Here is a 19,780-nt window from a genome sequence, read left to right as displayed (position 1 = left end):
TGCCCGTGTGCCCCGATCTCGGGATCACCTCACCACGACGACCGCCGAGCCGTGCCCGAACAACCCCTGGTTGGCGGTGATCCCCGCCCGTGCCCCGGTGACTTGGCGCTCGCCCGCCGCGCCCCGCAACTGCCAGGTCAGTTCACAGAGCTGGGCGATGGCCTGGGCCGGCACCGCCTCACCGAAAGAGGCCAGGCCCCCACTGGTGTTGACGGGGATGCGACCACCCGGCGCAGTTGCCCCCTCGCGCAGTAGCTTCGCGGCCTCACCGTCCGCGCAGAGCCCCAGATCCTCGTACCATTGCAGCTCCATTGCGGTGGACAGGTCGTAGACCTCGGCCAGGGACAGGTCCTCGGGTCCGAGGCCTGCCTCCTCGTAGGCGGTCCGGGCGATCGAGGCCCGGAAGGCCTCGGTCGCCGGTTCCACCGCGACCGCGGAGTCCGTGGCGATGTCGGGCATGTCCAGCTCCGTGTTCGGGAAACGCGGACTCACCGTCGACACGGATCGGATCCGCACCGGCCGTGCCACACCCTGTCGTTGGGCGAAGGCGATGCTGGACAGCACCAGCGCCGCGCCGCCGTCGGAGGTGGCGCAGATGTCGAGCAGCCGCAGTGGATCGGCGACCACCGCCGAGGCTGCGACCTCCTCCGAGGTGATCCGGTTGCGGTACCGGGCGTACGGGTTCAGCGCCCCGAGCGCGGCGTTCTTGACCTTGACCCGTGCGAAGTCCTCGGGCGTGTCCCCGTGGACCGCCATCCGCCGCCGGGCGTACAGCCCGAAGTACGCCGGGTTCGTCGCGCCCAGGAGGCGGAACCGCAGCCAGTCCGGATCGTCGGGCCGGTCTCCGCCGGCGGGTCGGAAGAATCCTTTGGGCGCGGCGTCCGCACCCACCACGAGCACGACCTCGGCGAGCCCGGCGAGTATCTGCGCCCGCGCCGCGGCGACTGCCTGCGCTCCGGACGCACAGGCCGCGTACACGCTGGTGACCCTGGCCCCCTGGCGGCCCAGGGCCCTGGCGAAGGTCGCGCCCGCCACGTATCCGGGGTATCCGCCGCGCACCGTGTCCGCGCCCACGATCGAGCCGACGTCCCGCCAGTCCACACCGGCGTCCGTGAGCGCCGCGCGGGCAGCCACCGTCCCGTACTCCACGAAGCTGCGGCCCCACTTGCCCCAGGGATGCATGCCCACGCCGAGCACTGCCACGTCCGTCGTCATGCCGTCACCTCCTCGGCCGCCAGTTCCACGTCGTCAAGGTCGTCAGCGCCGCCTCCGGGTCTTTCTGGAGCACTCCGGGGATGACCTCCACCTCCATGCCCACCGCCAGATCGGCGGTGGTGACTCCTGGAGCGGCCTGGCCCAGCACCACGATCCGCTCGGCCTCCAACTCCACCGCGATCAACGTGTACGGCACCCACGGGAGGTCCGGGTTGCTCACATAGGGCGATGGAGGGCGGTACCGGCTGTCGGTGTACGACCAGACCCGTCCGTATCGCGAAAGGGGGACCTCCTCCAGCACGCCGCCGGCGCAGTGCGGGTTGCGGCAGTGGTCGTCCTCGCGCGGAAAGAAGACCGAGGCACAGGCCTGGCAGCGGGTGCCCAACAGGCGGAAACCGTCCTCCTCGCCGGTGAACCAGCCGGCGACCGCGGGCATGCGTGTGTGCGGCAAGGCCCCTCCCGGTAACAGAACTGACGCAGCGTCAGGAGTGTGCCACGGTCTGCGGGAAAAGGGCAGACCGTCCCAGCGAACCGATCCGCCTCCTCCTGGCGTCGTGGTACCGGAGGGACGGTCGGGACCGACGGGGGTGGCTCCGGCCGTCCTTCGCCGGACGCGTACGCCGTACGCGTCACGTCCGGACGCCGTTCCCGCGATCGGATACAGTCCGCGCGTGTCCGAAACTCAGCAACCAACCGCCAACTCCGCTCCGGGCTCCCACTGTTCGAGCTGCGGAGTGCCCTATGGAGAGGGCGTTTCCGGCTGGCCGCGCACCTGCCCCTCGTGCGGTACGGTCGCCTACCGCAATCCGTTGCCGGTCGCGGTCGCGCTGCAGCCCGTGTACGACACCAAGGGCACGTCCCTGGTCGTCATCACCCGAACCATCGCCCCCGCCCGCGGAGGCACGGCCCTGCCCGGTGGTTACCTCGACGACCGGGAGGACTGGAAACAGGCCGTCGTGCGCGAACTCAAGGAGGAGACCGGCATCGACGCAGTCGCCCGTGACGTACGGCTGGTGGACGCCATGAGCTCCCCCGACGGACACCTGCTGCTCTTCGGACTGCTCCCGGAGCGCCCGGCCGGCGGTCTGCCCCCCTCCGGGGCGACGGACGAGACCGAGGGCTGGCACCTGCTGCGCAGGCCCGAGGAACTCGCCTTCCCGCTGCACACCGTGGCCGTACGGGCCTGGTTCGAAGGACGGTACGTCTGAGCCGGGCGACACAGCCGAGGCACCCGTCCACCGGCCCGGCTCAGTCGAGTCCCCGCACCCGTACCGGGTAGGGCGATTCGCCTGGACCGTCCTCCCGCTCCCGGGTCACCACTACCCGGCGACCCTGCCGGCGGGCGACAAAGCGTTCGATCTCCGGCTCCTCCCCTCCGTCGCCCGCGTCCGCCACGACCAGACCGCCGCCCGTCCGGCCCCGGGCAGGCGCCCACACCTCCAGTTCCAGGCCTCCGCGGGCGCCCCGCACGGGAATGACCGCGCCCCCGCGCGCGAGCACCGGCGTACGGGACAACGGCGCGTCGAGGAGAACCTGGGCCGGTCCCTCGTAGGCTTCCTCGGTGACGGTGTCGTACCAGCGGCCGCGCGGCAGCTGCACCGCCCGCCGGTCCGCGCCCGGGTCCAGGACCGGAGCCACCAGCAGGCCGTCGCCGAGCAGGAACGCGTCCTCACAGTCGCGCAGTGCCCGGTCCTCAGGTGCGCCCCACCACAACGGTCGGACGTAGGGGGCCCCGGTCCGCCGGGCCAGCTGCGCCAGCGTCACGAAGTACGGCAGCAGCCGCCGCCGTTCGAGCAACGCCGCCCGCGCGTGCTCCAGCACCTCGGCACCGAACTCCCAGGGCTCCCTGCGCCCCGCCCGCAGACTGGCGTGGGTGCGGAAGAGCGGTAGGTAGGAGCCGAGTTGGAACCACCTCAGATACAGCTCCGGGGTCGGGCTGCCGTCGAAACCACCCACGTCCGGACCCGAGTACGGCACCCCGCACAGCCCGAGCCCCAGCACCAGGGACAGCGACGCCCGCAGTCCCGGCCACCCCGTCGCCACGTCCCCCGACCAGGTGCCCCCGTACCGCTGCATCCCCGCCCAGCCGGAACGGGAGAACAGGAAGGGGCGTTCCTGCGGCGAAAGCTCGCGCACCCCCTCGTAGCCCGCCCGGGCCATGCACAGGCCGTACACGTTGTGCGCCTCCCGGTGGTCGCCGCCGCGCCCCTCCAGGGCGTGCCGGGCCGAACGCGGCAACGTCGGCTCACCGAAGGCGTTGAACGACGTCGGCTCGTTCATGTCGTGCCAGAACCCGGCGAAGCCCTGCTCCAGCCGTTCCTCGTAGAGCCCGCCCCACCACTTTCGCACCCGCGCGTGCGTGAAGTCCGGGAAGACCGACTCGCCGGCCCACACCACGCCCCGCACCGTCCGCCCCGAGGCGTCCCGAACGAATGCGTCCACGGCCGAGCCGCTGTCGTACACGGCATTGCCCGGTGTCGCCCGCACGGCCGGATCCACGATCGAGACCAGCCGGACACCCTCCCGACGCAGTTCCTCCGCGAGCAACGGCAGTTTGGGGAAACGCTCCTGGTCGACGGTGAACACCTGGTGGTCGTCGTAGTGGTCGATGTCCAGATGGACGGCGTCGAGCGGCAGACCGCGTTCCTGGTAGCCGGCGATGATCCGGCGCACCTCTTGTTCGCTGCCGAACCCCCACCGCGCGTGATGATGCCCGAGTGCCCAGGCGGGCGGCAGCGCCGGCGCGCCCGTCAACGAGGCCCACAAGTGCAGCACGCGCGCGGGCGTGCCCACCATCACCCAGCAGCGCAGTGGACCGCCGTCCATCCGCACCGCACAGTGTCCTGCCCGGTCGTGTCCGGATCCGGCACCCTCCACGCCCTCCCGGAGCACCACCGCGCCGTCCCACGTGTTGTCGTGGAACACCAGATGCGTGCCTGCGTCGGCCACGACCAGCTGCACGGGCATGGTCAGGTACAGCGGGTCCTCACCGGGTCCGAAAGCACGACCGGGATCGGTGTTCCACAGCCGGTACGTGCCATCCCGCAGCCGGGGCCCCGACGCCCGCCCGCCCAGGCCGAAGAACCGGGCGTCCGCCGCCACCTCCGACCGCTGCATCCACCGCGCCGCGCCCCCACCGACCGGTTCCCACCAGCGCGGGGGTAGGTCCCGCCGCAGCACCACTCCGCCGGGCGTGCAGATCTCCACGGCGCCGTGCCGGGAGATCACGATCGTCACGCGCTCCGCGACGACCCGCCAGCCCCCGTCCTTGTCCGGCTCCAGCACCGCCCGCGGATCCGGCTCGGGGCAGCTTCCCGCGAGGGCGTACGACGGGTGCGGCTCCGCCCCGTCCCAGCCCCAGAAGACGGCTCCGCCGACGGTCACGATGATCCGCAACCGGGACCGACTGAACCGGATCAGACCGCCCCCCAGCCCCGGCTCCGCGCCCTGCACCTGCCCCGGGACCCGCGCTCGCTCGGCCCCCCGCTGCGGCAGCGCGGCAGCGTCGATGCGCATCCTGCGCCATGCGGCCCGTACGGTACGCAACCCCCGAGCCGCCCTCCCCGAACTGTCCACACTCACCGAACGCACCAGGTCACGACCGTCCATGCTGTTCACCCTGCCATTGAGCGCCCCAGGCGCGTGTGTCGTTCAACTGCCGTTCACCCATGCCGGGGCCACATCTTTGTGACATGGACTATGTGGGGGGCACCCTGGTGTAGGAGTCGATCACATGGCATCGTCCCTGTCAGCCGCGTCACGCGCACACCCCAGCCCGTGCGCGGACCGACGCACACGACGCGCACAGTCCGGGAGCCGCCCCATGCCGACCGCGAACCCCCTGCCGCTCTGGCAGCCCGATCCCCAGCGGATCGCCCAGGCACGCATCACCCAGTTCCAGGCATGGGCCGCCGAGCACCACGGCGCCCCGGCCGACGGAGGGTACCCGGCCCTGCACCGCTGGTCCGTCGACGAGCTGGAGAGTTTCTGGAAGGCCGTCACGGAGTGGTTCGGCGTACGGTTCTCGACCCCCTACACGCGGGTGCTGGGCGACCGGTCGATGCCGGGCGCCCAGTGGTTCACCGGAGCCACCCTCAACTACGCCGAGCACGCACTGCGTACCGCGGACGACCGCCCGGACGAGCCCGCGCTCCTCCACGTGGACGAAACCCACGATCCGAGCCCGGTGACCTGGGCCGAGCTGCGCCGCCAGGTCGGCTCCCTCGCCGCCGAACTGCGTGCGCTGGGCGTGCACCCCGGCGACCGCATCAGCGGGTACCTTCCCAACGTCCCCCAAGCCGTGGTGGCGCTGCTGGCCACCGCGGCGGTAGGTGCCGTCTGGACCTCCTGCGCCCCGGACTTCGGTGCCCGCAGCGTCCTCGACCGTTTTCAGCAGGTGGAACCCGTCGTCCTGTTCACCATCGACGGCTACCGCTACGGCGGCAAGGAGCATGACCGGCGCGAGATCGTCGCCGAACTGCGTCGCGAGTTGCCCACCCTGCGCGCCGTCGTCCACATCCCGCTTCTCGGCACCGAGGCGCCCGAGGGCGCAGTGGAGTGGTCGGAAGTGACGGCAGGGGACGCCGAACCCGTCTTCGAGCAGGTTCCCTTCGACCACCCTCTGTGGGTGCTGTATTCGTCCGGCACGACCGGGTTGCCGAAGGCGATCGTCCAGTCCCAGGGCGGCATCCTGGTCGAACACCTCAAACAGCTGGGCCTGCACTGTGACCTCGGTCCCGGGGACCGTCTCTTCTGGTACACCTCGACCGGCTGGATGATGTGGAACTTCCTCGTCTCCGGCCTGCTCACCGGAACCACGATCGTCCTGTACGACGGCAGCCCCGGCTACCCGGACACCGGTGCCCAGTGGCGGGTCGCCGAACGTACCCGAGCCACCCTCTACGGCACCTCGGCCGCCTACGTCATGGCCTGCCGTAAGGCCGGCGTGCACCCCGCCCGCGACCACGACCTCTCCAGGGTGCGGTGCGTCGCGACCACCGGCTCGCCCCTCCCCCCCGACGGCTTCCGCTGGTTGCACGACGAGGTCGGCGCCGACTTGTGGATCGCCTCCGTCAGCGGGGGCACCGACGTGTGCTCCTGCTTCGCCGGAGCCGTGCCGACGCTGCCGGTGTACATCGGCGAACTCCAGGCCCCCGGCCTCGGCACTGACCTGCAGTCCTGGGACCCGAGCGGCAAGCCGCTGATCGACGAGGTCGGCGAGCTGGTCGTCACCAACCCCATGCCTTCCATGCCGATCCGCTTCTGGAACGACCCCGGCGGCAGCCGCTACCACGACAGCTACTTCGACACCTACCCCGGAGTGTGGCGCCACGGCGACTGGATCACGCTCACCGCACGCGGGTCCGTGATCATCCACGGGCGGTCCGACTCCACCCTCAACCGGCAGGGCGTCCGCATGGGCTCGGCCGACATCTACGAGGTCGTCGAGCGCCTGCCCGAGATCAAGGAGTCGCTGGTCATCGGCGTCGAACAACCCGACGGCGGGTACTGGATGCCACTGTTCGTGCAGCTCGCACCGGGCGCCACCCTCGACGGGGACCTCCGTGACCGCGTCAAACAGGCTCTGCGGGACCAGCTTTCGCCCCGGCACGTACCGGACGAGATCATCGAGGTACCGGCTATCCCGCACACCCTCACCGGCAAGCGCATCGAGGTCCCCGTCAAGCGTCTCCTGCAGGGCACCCCGCTGGAGAAGGCCGTCAACCCCGGCTCGGTCGACGACCTCGCCCTGCTCGGGTTCTACGAGGAACTCGCCCGCAAGCGAGCCTGACTCTCCCGCAGCTCACTCCCCGTACGCTGCCTCGGGCTCGCCGGGCGCGGCGGCGGGCCCGGGACCGGCCGGACCGCCTCGGCCGGTCCCAGGCCCGCGGTGGCGCTCCGCACCCCGGGCTCGTCCGCCGGGCGAACCCTGTCCCGGTCGCAGCCCACCGGCCCCGCGTGCCCGATGCCCCCGGGGCGACCAGCTTCCTGCCCAGGCCGTTAAGCCTGCGGTCAGCTCCCCGTGAGGCCGTACGCCGCAGGGTGTACGGCCTCACGGGCGCGTACCACCAGCGCGCGCGTCATCCAGCACCGCCTGCGGCACGAACGGCCCCAGCGAGCGTCACTGTCAGTGCCGCCGGTTACGGTGAGTGAGCATTGATCGACCGCGCTCTTGGGGGAAACATGGCGCACACCGACCACCAGGCCCTGCGACGCGTCCTGCGCCGCGAGATCGCCGGCACCATCGGTCTGCTCACCGGCGAACACGACTTCCGCGCCATGCGGCGCTATCGCAGCTTCACCTTCGACGACCACGCGATCTACCTCCAACAGGTCGAGGCCGTCCTCAGGGCCCGCGCGGCCCAGGGCACCCACACCGCACTCGCCCTGTTCGACCCGCAGGACTACGCCGCCTACTGCGCGGAGGCCGGCCTCGATCCGGACGCCCAAGCCAGCCGGGCCCGGTTCACCGCGGAGCTCGCGGTCACCGGTCCCACCATCCCCTACGACGGCCGCCCCCTGGCCACCCTCCTGCCCGCCCTCGTGGACGCAGCCGTACGCCAGGCGGCCCGAGAGTGCACCACCACCCTCCTGACCCGCCTGGGCCCCTGCCCCACCTGCGGCGAGGACATCGGCAAGGCGGCCTTCACCCGTGCCTTTGGCCTCGTGGCACGCATCCTCGACACCGCGCCGCCCGGCGAGCGCCACCTGGTATGCAGCGTCTCCAGGCCACCGGACACTCTCATCGCCGTGCTGCACGGCACCCCCAACATTTCCGGCGGCGCACCTCCCGACGAAGCCCAGGCACTGGAGTTCATCAGCGTTTTCGCGCTCGGCCTGGCCACCCGAAGCCCCGGCGGACTCGTCATGCGCACCAGCGACCTGGGGACGGCCGACCAGGTCTACGGTTGGCGCCTGCGCGGCGGCGCCCTCGAACCGCTCACCGCCTCCGAGGTCTTCGACGCCTACTGCACCGATGTCGAATCCGGCGACATCATCGCCCCGGAGTCCGGCGTCGATTACTGCGAGCCGCCCGATCTCGGAGGGGAGACCCCCGCACCGGGACATCGCTACTGAGCGCACCCCATCTCCGCCGACCATGCAGACGACCATGCAAAGGGGCACCCCACCCACGGGCGAGGCGCCCCCCTGGACCCGGGTCCAGCTGTGTCGTGCCGCCGCTACTCGCCCGACAGCACCGCCCGAGCTGCGCTGCGTGCCTCCTCGGCGCTCTCAGCCGCGCGCGAGGCCGCCGCAGCTCGCTCGCACTGGGCCAGCGTGTACTTCGCCAGCGTCGCCCGCACATAGGGGATCGACGCCGCACCCATGGACAGGGAGGTGACACCCAGGCCGGTCAACACACATGCCAGCAGCGGGTCGGACGCAGCCTCGCCGCACACACCGCAGCTCTTGCCCTCGGCGTTGGCCGCCTCCGCGGACAGCGCGACGAGATCGAGCAGTGCCGGTTGCCAGGGGTCCTGCAACCGCGCCACAGCACCGACCTGCCGGTCCGCTGCGAAGGTGTACTGTGCCAGGTCGTTGGTCCCCAGCGACAGGAACTCGACCTCCTGAAGGACCGAACGAGCCCGCAGCGCGGCGGACGGAATCTCGACCATCGCACCGAACTTGGCTCGCAGTCCCGCCTCGCGGCAGGCGTCCGCGAACGCCTTCGCGTCCTTGCGGTCGGCCACCATGGGAGCCATGACCTCAAGGTAGACGGGCAGCCCTTCGGCGGCCTTCGCCAGTGCGGTCAACTGTGTGCGCAGGACCCCGGGATGATCGAGTAGCGTCCGCAGACCGCGCACACCGAGCGCGGGGTTCGGTTCGTCCGCCGGGGTCAGGAAGTCCAGCGGCTTGTCCGCACCCGCGTCCAGCACCCGCACGACCACGCGCCCCTCGGGGAACGCCTCCAGCACCTGTCGGTAGGCCTCCACCTGCTTCGCTTCGGAAGGAGCGTTCTTGCTGTCGTCCAGGAAGAGGAACTCGGTACGGAACAGGCCGACGCCCTCCGCACCGGCCGCCACGGCAGCCGGTACGTCCGCAGGCCCGCCGACGTTGGCCAGCAGCGGCACCTTGTGCCCGTCAGAGGTCGCACCGGGCCCGGTCGCGGCGGCCAGGGCCGCCTTGCGCTCGGCGGCCGCGGTCTCAAGCTTCGTCTTCTGCTCGTCGGTGGGGTTCACGAAAACGTCGCCGGTGCTGCCGTCGACGGCGACCACGGTCCCCTCGGCCAGCTCACCGGCGCCCGGCAGCGCCACGACGGCAGGCACGCCCAGTGCCCGCGCCAGAATCGCGCTGTGGCTGGTGGGGCCGCCCTCTTCCGTCACGAATCCGAGTACCAGCGTCGGGTCGAGGAGAGCCGTGTCGGCGGGAGCCAGGTCCCGAGCCACGAGCACGTAGGGCTGGTCGCTGTCGGGGACACCCGGCATCGGAACGCCCAACAGTCGGGCGACGATGCGGTTCCGAACATCGTCCAGGTCGGCCACCCGACCCGCGAGGTACTCACCGGCACCGGCCAGCAGATCACGGTACGCCGCGAACGCGTCGTACACCGCGCGCTCGGCGGTGCTGCCGACGGCGATGCGCCGCTCCACATCAGCCATCAGCTCGGGGTCCTGCGCCATCATGGCCTGCGCTTCCAGCACCCCCTGGGCTTCACCTCCCGCCAGGTTGCCGCGCGCGGTCAGGTCGGCGGCCACGGCATCGACCGCTTGGCGGGCGCGCCCCTGCTCCCGCTCGGCCTCCTCGGCGGGGATCTGCCTGGCCGGCGGCTCCAGCACCGCCGTACCCATGTGCCGGACCTCGCCGATGGCCACGCCATGGCTCACGCCGACGCCTCGCAGCGTTGTCTCCATCTCACCTGTCTCCGGTCGTGCGGCGAGTCCCGTCGCCGCTGTCGTTGTCCTGTTCGCGGCCGTCCTGCGACGGCGTTTCCGTCAGTTCCAGGTGAATGTCAGTTCCAGGTGAAGAGGCCGTCGCCGGCCTTCACGTCACCGTTGTCGCGGAGAGCGGAGAGAGACCCGGCCGTGGCCTCGAGGGCGATGATGGGACAGACCGGAGACTTGCCGGCGGCCTCCACGGCGGCCGGGTTCCAGCGCACGATGCTCTGGCCACGGGTCACCGTGTCCCCCTTGCTGACGAGCAGCTCGAAGCCCTCGCCATTGAGCTGGACGGTGTCGATACCTAGGTGCGTGAGCACTCCGTGACCGCTCTCGTCCACCACGACGAAGGCGTGCGGGTGCAGGGAAACGATGATGCCGTCCATGGGCGCGACGGCCTCGGACGGCTCCCGCTCGGGATCGATCGCAGTGCCCGGGCCGACCATGGCCCCGGAGAAGACCGGATCCGGCACCGCGGCCAGTCCGATGGCGCGTCCGGCGAGGGGGGACGTCACGGTGGTCATGGGAAGCCTCCCAGAGAGTGGAGCTGCGTACAGCCGTCGCTGCCTGTCCCGGACGGCGCACTGAGCAGCAGGGTATGTCAGATGAACTGGCGGTTCCGTAGAGAAGCTACCAGCTAGTGGTCTAGACCACCAACCCGGCGGATTTGCACCGGCTTCCAGGGTCCGTGTACTGTCGTACTCCTGCCTGGGGCCAAGGGGCGTGCTCGCGTCCTGGCTTGGCAGCATTCCACTTGTCAGATCCTATTCTCTGGGTCTCCTCCTGCATGCCCGCAGGGGATGGTCGGAGAGCGGGAAAAACCCTGATAGAGTCGGGAAAGCCGGAAAGGGAAACGCGGAAGCGGGAACCTGGAAAGCACCGAGGAAATCGGATCGGAAAGATCTGATAGAGTCGGAAACACCGAAGGGAAGCGCCCGGAGGAAAGCCCGAGAGGGTGAGTACGAAGGAAGCGTCCGTTCCTTGAGAACTCAACAGCGTGCCAAAAGTCAACGCCAGATATGTTGATACCCCGTCTACCGGATTATTCCGGTGGCGAGGTTCCTTTGAAAAACACACAGCGAGGACGCTGTGAACGGTCGGGGTTATTTCCCCTGATTGTTCCGCTCTCGTGGTGTTCACCCCGATGACGGGGAAAGCATTCACGGAGAGTTTGATCCTGGCTCAGGACGAACGCTGGCGGCGTGCTTAACACATGCAAGTCGAACGATGAACCTCCTTCGGGAGGGGATTAGTGGCGAACGGGTGAGTAACACGTGGGCAATCTGCCCTGCACTCTGGGACAAGCCCTGGAAACGGGGTCTAATACCGGATATGAGTCCCTACCGCATGGTAGGGGCTGGAAAGCTCCGGCGGTGCAGGATGAGCCCGCGGCCTATCAGCTTGTTGGTGAGGTAATGGCTCACCAAGGCGACGACGGGTAGCCGGCCTGAGAGGGCGACCGGCCACACTGGGACTGAGACACGGCCCAGACTCCTACGGGAGGCAGCAGTGGGGAATATTGCACAATGGGCGCAAGCCTGATGCAGCGACGCCGCGTGAGGGATGACGGCCTTCGGGTTGTAAACCTCTTTCAGCAGGGAAGAAGCGAAAGTGACGGTACCTGCAGAAGAAGCGCCGGCTAACTACGTGCCAGCAGCCGCGGTAATACGTAGGGCGCAAGCGTTGTCCGGAATTATTGGGCGTAAAGAGCTCGTAGGCGGCTTGTCGCGTCGGTTGTGAAAGCCCGGGGCTTAACCCCGGGTCTGCAGTCGATACGGGCAGGCTAGAGTTCGGTAGGGGAGATCGGAATTCCTGGTGTAGCGGTGAAATGCGCAGATATCAGGAGGAACACCGGTGGCGAAGGCGGATCTCTGGGCCGATACTGACGCTGAGGAGCGAAAGCGTGGGGAGCGAACAGGATTAGATACCCTGGTAGTCCACGCCGTAAACGGTGGGCACTAGGTGTGGGCAACATTCCACGTTGTCCGTGCCGCAGCTAACGCATTAAGTGCCCCGCCTGGGGAGTACGGCCGCAAGGCTAAAACTCAAAGGAATTGACGGGGGCCCGCACAAGCGGCGGAGCATGTGGCTTAATTCGACGCAACGCGAAGAACCTTACCAAGGCTTGACATACACCGGAAACATCCAGAGATGGGTGCCCCCTTGTGGTCGGTGTACAGGTGGTGCATGGCTGTCGTCAGCTCGTGTCGTGAGATGTTGGGTTAAGTCCCGCAACGAGCGCAACCCTTGTCCCGTGTTGCCAGCAGGCCCTTGTGGTGCTGGGGACTCACGGGAGACCGCCGGGGTCAACTCGGAGGAAGGTGGGGACGACGTCAAGTCATCATGCCCCTTATGTCTTGGGCTGCACACGTGCTACAATGGCCGGTACAATGAGCTGCGATACCGTGAGGTGGAGCGAATCTCAAAAAGCCGGTCTCAGTTCGGATTGGGGTCTGCAACTCGACCCCATGAAGTCGGAGTCGCTAGTAATCGCAGATCAGCATTGCTGCGGTGAATACGTTCCCGGGCCTTGTACACACCGCCCGTCACGTCACGAAAGTCGGTAACACCCGAAGCCGGTGGCCCAACCCCTTGTGGGAGGGAGCTGTCGAAGGTGGGACTGGCGATTGGGACGAAGTCGTAACAAGGTAGCCGTACCGGAAGGTGCGGCTGGATCACCTCCTTTCTAAGGAGCATTTCTAGCCGGGTTTTTGCCTGGTTCAGAGGCCAGTACATCAGCGAGTGTCTGATGCTGGTTGCTCATGGGTGGAACGTTGACTATTCGGCACAGTGGGTCTGTATGGGATCGCTAGTACTGCTTCGGCGTGGAACGTGATGGTCATTGGCTGGCTGTGTCGGGCACGCTGTTGGGTGTCTGAGGGAATGATTTTCCTCGGTTGCCGGTCCCAGTGTACTTGGGCTCCTTGTGGGGGTTCGGGGTGATGGGTGGCTGGTCGTTGTTTGAGAACTGCACAGTGGACGCGAGCATCTGTGGCCAAGTTTTTAAGGGCGCACGGTGGATGCCTTGGCACCAGGAACCGATGAAGGACGTGGGAGGCCGCGATAGTCCCCGGGGAGTCGTCAACCAGGCTTTGATCCGGGGGTTTCCGAATGGGGAAACCCGGCAGTCGTCATGGGCTGTCACCCGCTGCTGAACACATAGGCAGTGTGGAGGGAACGAGGGGAAGTGAAACATCTCAGTACCCTCAGGAAGAGAAAACAACCGTGATTCCGGGAGTAGTGGCGAGCGAAACTGGATGAGGCTAAACCGTATGCGTGTGAGACCCGGCAGGGGTTGCGTATACGGGGTTGTGGGAGTGAGCTTCAGTCGTCTGCCGGCGGCTGGGTGAGTCAGAAACCGTTGCGGTAGGCGAAGGGCATGCGAAAGGCCCGGCGTAGAGGGTAAGACCCCCGTAGCTGAAATCGTGACGGCTTGCTTGTTCATTTCCCAAGTAGCACGGGGCCCGAGAAATCCCGTGTGAATCTGGCGGGACCACCCGCTAAGCCTAAATATTCCCTGGTGACCGATAGCGGATAGTACCGTGAGGGAATGGTGAAAAGTACCCCGGGAGGGGAGTGAAATAGTACCTGAAACCGTGTGCCTACAAGCCGTGGGAGCGTCGGAAGCACTTTGGTGTTTCTCGTGACTGCGTGCCTTTTGAAGAATGAGCCTGCGAGTTTGCGGTGTGTTGCGAGGTTAACCCGTGTGGGGAAGCCGTAGCGAAAGCGAGTCCGAATAGGGCGGTGGAGTAGCACGCTCAAGACCCGAAGCGGAGTGATCTAGCCATGGGCAGGTTGAAGCGGAGGTAAGACTTCGTGGAGGACCGAACCCACCAGGGTTGAAAACCTGGGGGATGACCTGTGGTTAGGGGTGAAAGGCCAATCAAACTCCGTGATAGCTGGTTCTCCCCGAAATGCATTTAGGTGCAGCGTCGTGTGTTTCTTGCCGGAGGTAGAGCACTGGATAGGCGATGGGCCCTACCGGGTTACTGACCTTAGCCAAACTCCGAATGCCGGTAAGTGAGAGCGCGGCAGTGAGACTGTGGGGGATAAGCTCCATGGTCGAGAGGGAAACAGCCCAGAGCATCGACTAAGGCCCCTAAGCGTACGCTAAGTGGGAAAGGATGTGGAGTCGCAGAGACAACCAGGAGGTTGGCTTAGAAGCAGCCACCCTTGAAAGAGTGCGTAATAGCTCACTGGTCTAGTGATTCCGCGCCGACAATGTAGCGGGGCTCAAGCGTACCGCCGAAGTCGTGTCATTGCAGTATGTACTCCTAACGGAGGCTGTGATGGGTAGGGGAGCGTCGTCTGCCGGGTGAAGCGGCACTGGAAGGTAGTCGTGGACGGTTGACGAGTGAGAATGCAGGCATGAGTAGCGATACAAACGTGAGAAACGTTTGCGCCGATTGACTAAGGGTTCCTGGGTCAAGCTGATCTGCCCAGGGTAAGTCGGGACCTAAGGCGAGGCCGACAGGCGTAGTCGATGGATAACCGGTTGATATTCCGGTACCCGCTGTGAAGCGAAAAACATTGAATCCAGTGATGCTAAGCCCGTGAAACCGCCCGTTGTCGGCTTTGCCGTCAGGGGGAGTGGTGGAGCCGGTGATCCGAGCTGGTAGTAGGTGAGTGATGGGGTGACGCAGGAAGGTAGTCCATCCCGGGCGGTGGTTGTCCCGGGGTAAGGGTGTAGGCCGTGAGGTAGGTAAATCCGCCTTGCATGTGGTTGAGACCTGATGCCGAGCCGATTGTGGCGAAGTGGATGATCCTATGCTGTCGAGAAAAGCCTCTAGCGAGTTTTATGGCGGCCCGTACCCTAAACCGACTCAGGTGGTCAGGTAGAGAATACCGAGGCGTTCGGGTGAACTATGGTTAAGGAACTCGGCAAAATGCCCCCGTAACTTCGGGAGAAGGGGGGCCATTTCTGGTGAGGGGATTTACTTCCTGAGCTGGGGGTGGCCGCAGAGACCAGCGAGAAGCGACTGTTTACTAAAAACACAGGTCCGTGCGAAGCCGTAAGGCGATGTATACGGACTGACGCCTGCCCGGTGCTGGAACGTTAAGGGGACCGGTTAGCTCACTTTCGGGTGGGCGAAGCTGAGAACTTAAGCGCCAGTAAACGGCGGTGGTAACTATAACCATCCTAAGGTAGCGAAATTCCTTGTCGGGTAAGTTCCGACCTGCACGAATGGCGTAACGACTTCTCGACTGTCTCAACCATAGGCCCGGTGAAATTGCACTACGAGTAAAGATGCTCGTTTCGCGCAGCAGGACGGAAAGACCCCGGGACCTTTACTACAGTTTGATATTGGTGTTCGGTTCGGCTTGTGTAGGATAGCTGGGAGACTGTGAAGCGGGCACGCCAGTGTTTGTGGAGTCGTCGTTGAAATACCAGTCTGGTCGTGCTGGATGTCTAACCTGGGTCCGTGATCCGGATCAGGGACAGTGTCTGATGGGTAGTTTAACTGGGGCGGTTGCCTCCTAAAGAGTAACGGAGGCGCCCAAAGGTTCCCTCAGCCTGGTTGGCAATCAGGTGTTGAGTGTAAGTGCACAAGGGAGCTTGACTGTGAGACCGACGGGTCGAGCAGGGACGAAAGTCGGGACTAGTGATCCGGCGGTGGCTTGTGGAAGCGCCGTCGCTCAACGGATAAAAGGTACCCCGGGGATAACAGGCTGATCTTCCCCAAGAGTCCATATCGACGGGATGGTTTGGCACCTCGATGTCGGCTCGTCGCATCCTGGGGCTGGAGTCGGTCCCAAGGGTTGGGCTGTTCGCCCATTAAAGCGGTACGCGAGCTGGGTTTAGAACGTCGTGAGACAGTTCGGTCCCTATCCGCTGTGCGCGTAGGAGTCTTGAGAAGGGCTGTCCCTAGTACGAGAGGACCGGGACGGACGAACCTCTGGTGTGCCAGTTGTTCTGCCAAGGGCATGGCTGGTTGGCTACGTTCGGGAGGGATAACCGCTGAAAGCATCTAAGCGGGAAGCCTGCTTCGAGATGAGGACTCCCACCCACTTGATGGGGTAAGGCTCCCAGTAGACGACTGGGTTGATAGGCCAGATATGGAAGCCGGGTAACCGGTGGAGTTGACTGGTACTAATAGGCCGAGGGCTTGTCCATTGATGCTCGCGTCCACTGTGTTGGTTCTGAAACCACGAACAGCCTTCGGTTGTTGATTGTTTCATAGTGTTTCGGTGGTCATAGCGTGAGGGAAACGCCCGGTTACATTTCGAACCCGGAAGCTAAGCCTCACAGCGCCGATGGTACTGCAGGGGGGACCCTGTGGGAGAGTAGGACACCGCCGAACTTCCTTTGCAGCTCTGGCCCCCGGGTAATAACCCGGGGGCCAGAGCTTTTTTGCGTTGGGGTAAAGTCAGGGGGCATCGTTGGATCGATTTTGCACAGGAGGCCCCCGGGTGGAGGTCCAGGAGACACGGGTCCAGACGGACCGGGTCCTCACCATCCCGAACATCCTCAGCATGGCGCGGCTCGTCGGCGTACCCCTGTTCCTGTGGTTGATCCTCAGGCCGGAGTTCGGAGGCCCGCAGAGCGATGGCTGGGCCCTCCTCGTCCTGGCACTCAGCGGGATCAGTGACTACCTCGACGGCAAGCTCGCTCGGCGGTGGAACCAGATCAGTAGCCTCGGCCGGCTTCTCGACCCCGCCGCTGACCGGCTCTACGTCCTTTCCACGCTGGTCGGCCTGACCTGGCGGGAGATCTTGCCGATCTGGCTCACCGCGCTGCTTCTGGCGAGGGAGCTGGTTCTGCTGGTGATGGTGGGCATCCTCCGGCGACACGGGTATCCGCCGCCCCAGGTGAACTTCCTCGGGAAGGCCGCCACCTTCAACCTGATGTACGCCTTCCCGCTCCTGCTCCTCAGCGACGGACCCCGGTGGATCGCGTCACTGGCCGCTGTTTTCGGATGGGCGTTCGCCGGGTGGGGTACAACCCTCTACTGGTGGGCAGGAGTGCTCTACGTGGTACAAGTCCGCCGCTTGGTCCGTGCGGACGCCACGGCCGATTGAGCTCCGCGATTGCCCGGACGTAACGCCTCGATGGCCCGCGGTGGGAATGTGCGGGACAATCTGGACGGGTGAAGTCGGCTAGACCGTCGTCTCTTGGAGGAGGACGCTTCCGACATGAAGGCCGTCGTGATGGCCGGGGGCGAAGGCACTCGCCTGCGCCCTATGACCTCTAGCATGCCCAAGCCGCTCCTGCCTGTGGCGAACCGCCCGATCATGGAGCACGTGCTACGGCTGCTCAAAAAGCACGGGCTGCCCGAGACCGTCGTCACCGTGCAGTTCTTGGCTTCGCTGGTCAAGAACTACTTCGGTGACGGCGAAGAGCTCGGAATGGAGCTCACCTATGCCAACGAGGAGAAGCCGCTCGGTACCGCCGGTAGCGTCAAGAACGCCGAAGAGGCGTTGAAGGACGATGCCTTCCTCGTCATCTCCGGTGATGCCCTGACGGATTTCGACCTCACCGAGCTGATCAATTTCCACAAGGAGAAGGGCGCGCTCGTCACGGTATGTTTGACTCGCGTGCCCAATCCGTTGGAATTCGGCATCACCATCGTCGACGATGAAGGCAAGGTTGAGCGCTTCCTGGAGAAACCGACCTGGGGACAGGTCTTCTCCGACACGGTCAACACGGGTATCTACGTTATGGAGCCCGAGGTCTTCAACTACGTCGACCCGGATGTTCCAGTCGACTGGTCCGGTGATGTCTTCCCTCAGCTGATGAAGGACGGCAAGCCGATTTACGGATATGTCGCTGAGGGCTACTGGGAGGACGTCGGTACGCACGAGAGCTATGTGAAGGCCCAGGCCGATGTGCTCGACGGCAAGGTCAATGTCGACATCGATGGTTTCGAGATCTCTCCGGGCGTGTGGGTCGCCGAAGGCGCCGATGTGCACCCCGAGGCCGTACTGCGGGGACCGGTGTACATCGGGGACTACGCGAAGGTCGAGGCCGGGGCTGAGATCCGCGAACACACCGTGGTCGGGTCCAATGTCGTCGTCAAGAGCGGTGCCTTCCTGCACAAGGCCGTCGTGCACGACAACGTCTACGTCGGCCAGCACAGCAGTCTGCGGGGCTGCGTGGTCGGCAAGAACACCGACATCATGCGTGCCGCCCGGATAGAGGACGGAGCCGTGATCGGTGACGAGTGCCTGATCGGCGAGGAGTCCATCGTCCAGGGCAACGTCCGGGTCTACCCGTTCAAGACCATCGAGGCCGGTGCGTTCGTCAACACCTCGGTGATCTGGGAGTCCAGGGGACAGGCCCACTTGTTCGGCGCCCGCGGTGTGTCCGGCATCCTGAACGTGGAGATCACTCCCGAACTGGCCGTGCGGCTCGCCGGCGCGTATGCGACGACCCTCAAGAAGGGGTCAACCGTCACGACGGCCCGCGATCACTCCCGGGGCGCTCGAGCGCTCAAGCGCGCGGTCATTTCCGCGCTCCAGGCCAGCGCCATCGACGTGCGAGACCTGGAAAACGTGCCACTGCCGGTAGCCCGGCAGCAGACGGCGCGGGGCAGCGCCGGCGGCATCATGATCCGCACCTCCCCAGGTGTCCCGGACTCGGTCGACATCATGTTCTTCGACGGCAACGGCGCGGACCTGTCACAGGGCAGCCAGCGCAAACTGGACCGGGTGTTCGCGCGCCAGGAGTACCGGCGGGCGTTCCCCGGCGAGATCGGCGACCTGCACTTCCCGGCGAGCGTCTTCGACTCGTACACCGGCTCCCTGCTCCGGAACGTCGACACGACCGGAATCGCAGAGTCGGGCCTCAAGGTCGTCGTGGACGCCTCCAACGGCAGCGCCGGGCTCGTGCTGCCCAGTCTGCTCGGCAAGCTCGGTGTCGACTCGCTGACCATCAATCCCGGTCTCGACGAGTCCAGGCCGACGGAGACGGCCGAGATGCGGAGGAAGGGGCTCGTGCGGCTCGGGGAGATCGTGGCGTCCTCGGGCGCAGCGTTCGGCGTCCGATTCGACCCCGTGGGCGAGCGTCTGTCGCTCGTGGACGAGAAGGGCCGGATCGTCGAGGACGACCGGGCGCTGTTGGTGATGCTGGACCTGGTGGCCGCCGAGCGGCGAAGCGGTCGGGTGGCGCTGCCGGTCACCACGACCCGGATCGCCGAGCAGGTGGCCGCCTACCACGGTACGCAGGTCGAATGGACCACCACTTCGCCCGATGACCTGACACGGGTGGGCGGCGAGGAGGGCACGATCTTCGGCGGTGACGGAACCGGCGGTTTCATCGTCCCTGAGTTCAGCAGCGTCTACGACGGCACGGCGGCCTTCGTACGGCTGATCGGGCTGGTGGCGCGCACGCAGCTCACCCTGAGCCAGATCGACGCCCGAATCCCGCGGGCGCACGTCCTCAAACGGGACTTGGCGACTCCGTGGGCCGTCAAGGGTCTGGTGATGCGGCGGGTGGTCGAAGCAGCCGGGGATCGCTTTGTCGACACGACTGACGGAGTGCGGGTCGTGGAGACGGACGGGCGCTGGGTGATGGTGCTGCCCGACCCCGCCGAGGCCGTCACACACCTGTGGGCCGAGGGCCCCGACGATGCGTCCGCGCAGGCTCTGCTGGACGAATGGTCGGACGTCGTGGACAGCGCCGGCCGCTGAGGAACGAGGCGGCGAACGGCAGCCGGCTCGCTGGCCGGCACTGACGGCCGACGGTAGAG

General features: G+C 66.4%; 10 protein-coding genes and 3 rRNA genes. 8 read left to right on the top strand and 5 right to left on the bottom strand.

Translation table 11 applies throughout. From position 1 onward, the window contains the following. Positions 1-24: 24 nt before the first annotated feature. Positions 25-1,215, bottom strand: coding sequence for a lipid-transfer protein (locus LK06_RS03725; RefSeq protein ID WP_039656950.1), 1,191 nt, complete (start codon positions 1,213-1,215; stop codon positions 25-27). A gap of 4 nt (positions 1,216-1,219) precedes the next feature. Then, positions 1,220-1,651, bottom strand: coding sequence for a Zn-ribbon domain-containing OB-fold protein (locus tag LK06_RS03720; protein WP_039656952.1), 432 nt, complete (start codon positions 1,649-1,651; stop codon positions 1,220-1,222). Positions 1,652-1,886: 235 nt separating this feature from the next. Between LK06_RS03720 and LK06_RS03715 the strand changes: the two genes are divergently transcribed. Next, positions 1,887-2,423, top strand: coding sequence for an NUDIX domain-containing protein (locus LK06_RS03715; RefSeq protein ID WP_039656953.1), 537 nt, complete (start codon positions 1,887-1,889; stop codon positions 2,421-2,423). A gap of 40 nt (positions 2,424-2,463) precedes the next feature. On the opposite strand, the gene LK06_RS03710 is transcribed toward LK06_RS03715, so the two are convergent. Then, entirely contained in the window at positions 2,464-4,824 is a 2,361-nt protein-coding gene (locus LK06_RS03710; protein ID WP_174673802.1) for a glycoside hydrolase family 31 protein, read from the bottom strand. Positions 4,825-5,038: 214 nt separating this feature from the next. Here LK06_RS03710 and LK06_RS03705 point away from each other — a divergent pair, with 214 nt between their 5' ends. Further along, entirely contained in the window at positions 5,039-7,006 is a 1,968-nt protein-coding gene (locus tag LK06_RS03705; RefSeq protein WP_039656955.1) for an acetoacetate--CoA ligase, read from the top strand. 392 nt (positions 7,007-7,398) lie between these two features. Beyond that, positions 7,399-8,292, top strand: a complete 894-nt coding sequence (locus LK06_RS03700; protein WP_043404792.1) for a hypothetical protein — start codon at positions 7,399-7,401, stop codon at positions 8,290-8,292. Between the two features lie 104 nt (positions 8,293-8,396). On the opposite strand, the gene ptsP is transcribed toward LK06_RS03700, so the two are convergent. Together ptsP and LK06_RS03690 are read right to left on the bottom strand one after the other, a co-directional pair. Further along, positions 8,397-10,067, bottom strand: a complete 1,671-nt coding sequence (gene ptsP, locus LK06_RS03695; protein WP_043435254.1) for a phosphoenolpyruvate--protein phosphotransferase — start codon at positions 10,065-10,067, stop codon at positions 8,397-8,399. Between the two features lie 98 nt (positions 10,068-10,165). Continuing rightward, the gene (locus LK06_RS03690) at positions 10,166-10,615 is read right to left on the bottom strand and encodes a PTS sugar transporter subunit IIA (RefSeq protein ID WP_043435251.1); all 450 of its coding nucleotides are present in this window, start codon (positions 10,613-10,615) and stop codon (positions 10,166-10,168) included. 635 nt (positions 10,616-11,250) lie between these two features. On the opposite strand from LK06_RS03690, the gene LK06_RS03680 reads away from it, so the two are divergent. The 5 genes from LK06_RS03680 to LK06_RS03660 all read left to right on the top strand — a co-directional run bounded on the left by LK06_RS03680 (position 11,251) and on the right by LK06_RS03660 (position 19,721). Continuing rightward, positions 11,251-12,777 (top strand): 16S ribosomal RNA (locus LK06_RS03680). 307 nt (positions 12,778-13,084) lie between these two features. Further along, positions 13,085-16,206, top strand: a 23S ribosomal RNA gene (locus LK06_RS03675). A gap of 70 nt (positions 16,207-16,276) precedes the next feature. Further along, positions 16,277-16,393 (top strand): 5S ribosomal RNA (gene rrf, locus LK06_RS03670). The 16S, 23S and 5S rRNA genes sit together here, the layout of an rRNA operon. A gap of 109 nt (positions 16,394-16,502) precedes the next feature. Beyond that, a complete protein-coding gene (clsA, locus tag LK06_RS03665; protein WP_039654176.1) occupies positions 16,503-17,111 on the top strand; it encodes a cardiolipin synthase ClsA in 609 nt (202 codons plus the stop codon). 114 nt (positions 17,112-17,225) lie between these two features. Next, complete coding sequence (locus LK06_RS03660; RefSeq protein ID WP_039654175.1) at positions 17,226-19,721, top strand: mannose-1-phosphate guanyltransferase; 2,496 nt, start codon at positions 17,226-17,228, stop codon at positions 19,719-19,721. Positions 19,722-19,780: the final 59 nt, after the last annotated feature.

The organism is Streptomyces pluripotens (assembly GCF_000802245.2).
Taxonomy (GTDB): domain Bacteria; phylum Actinomycetota; class Actinomycetes; order Streptomycetales; family Streptomycetaceae; genus Streptomyces; species Streptomyces pluripotens.
This window is presented reverse-complemented; position numbering and strand designations above follow the sequence as displayed.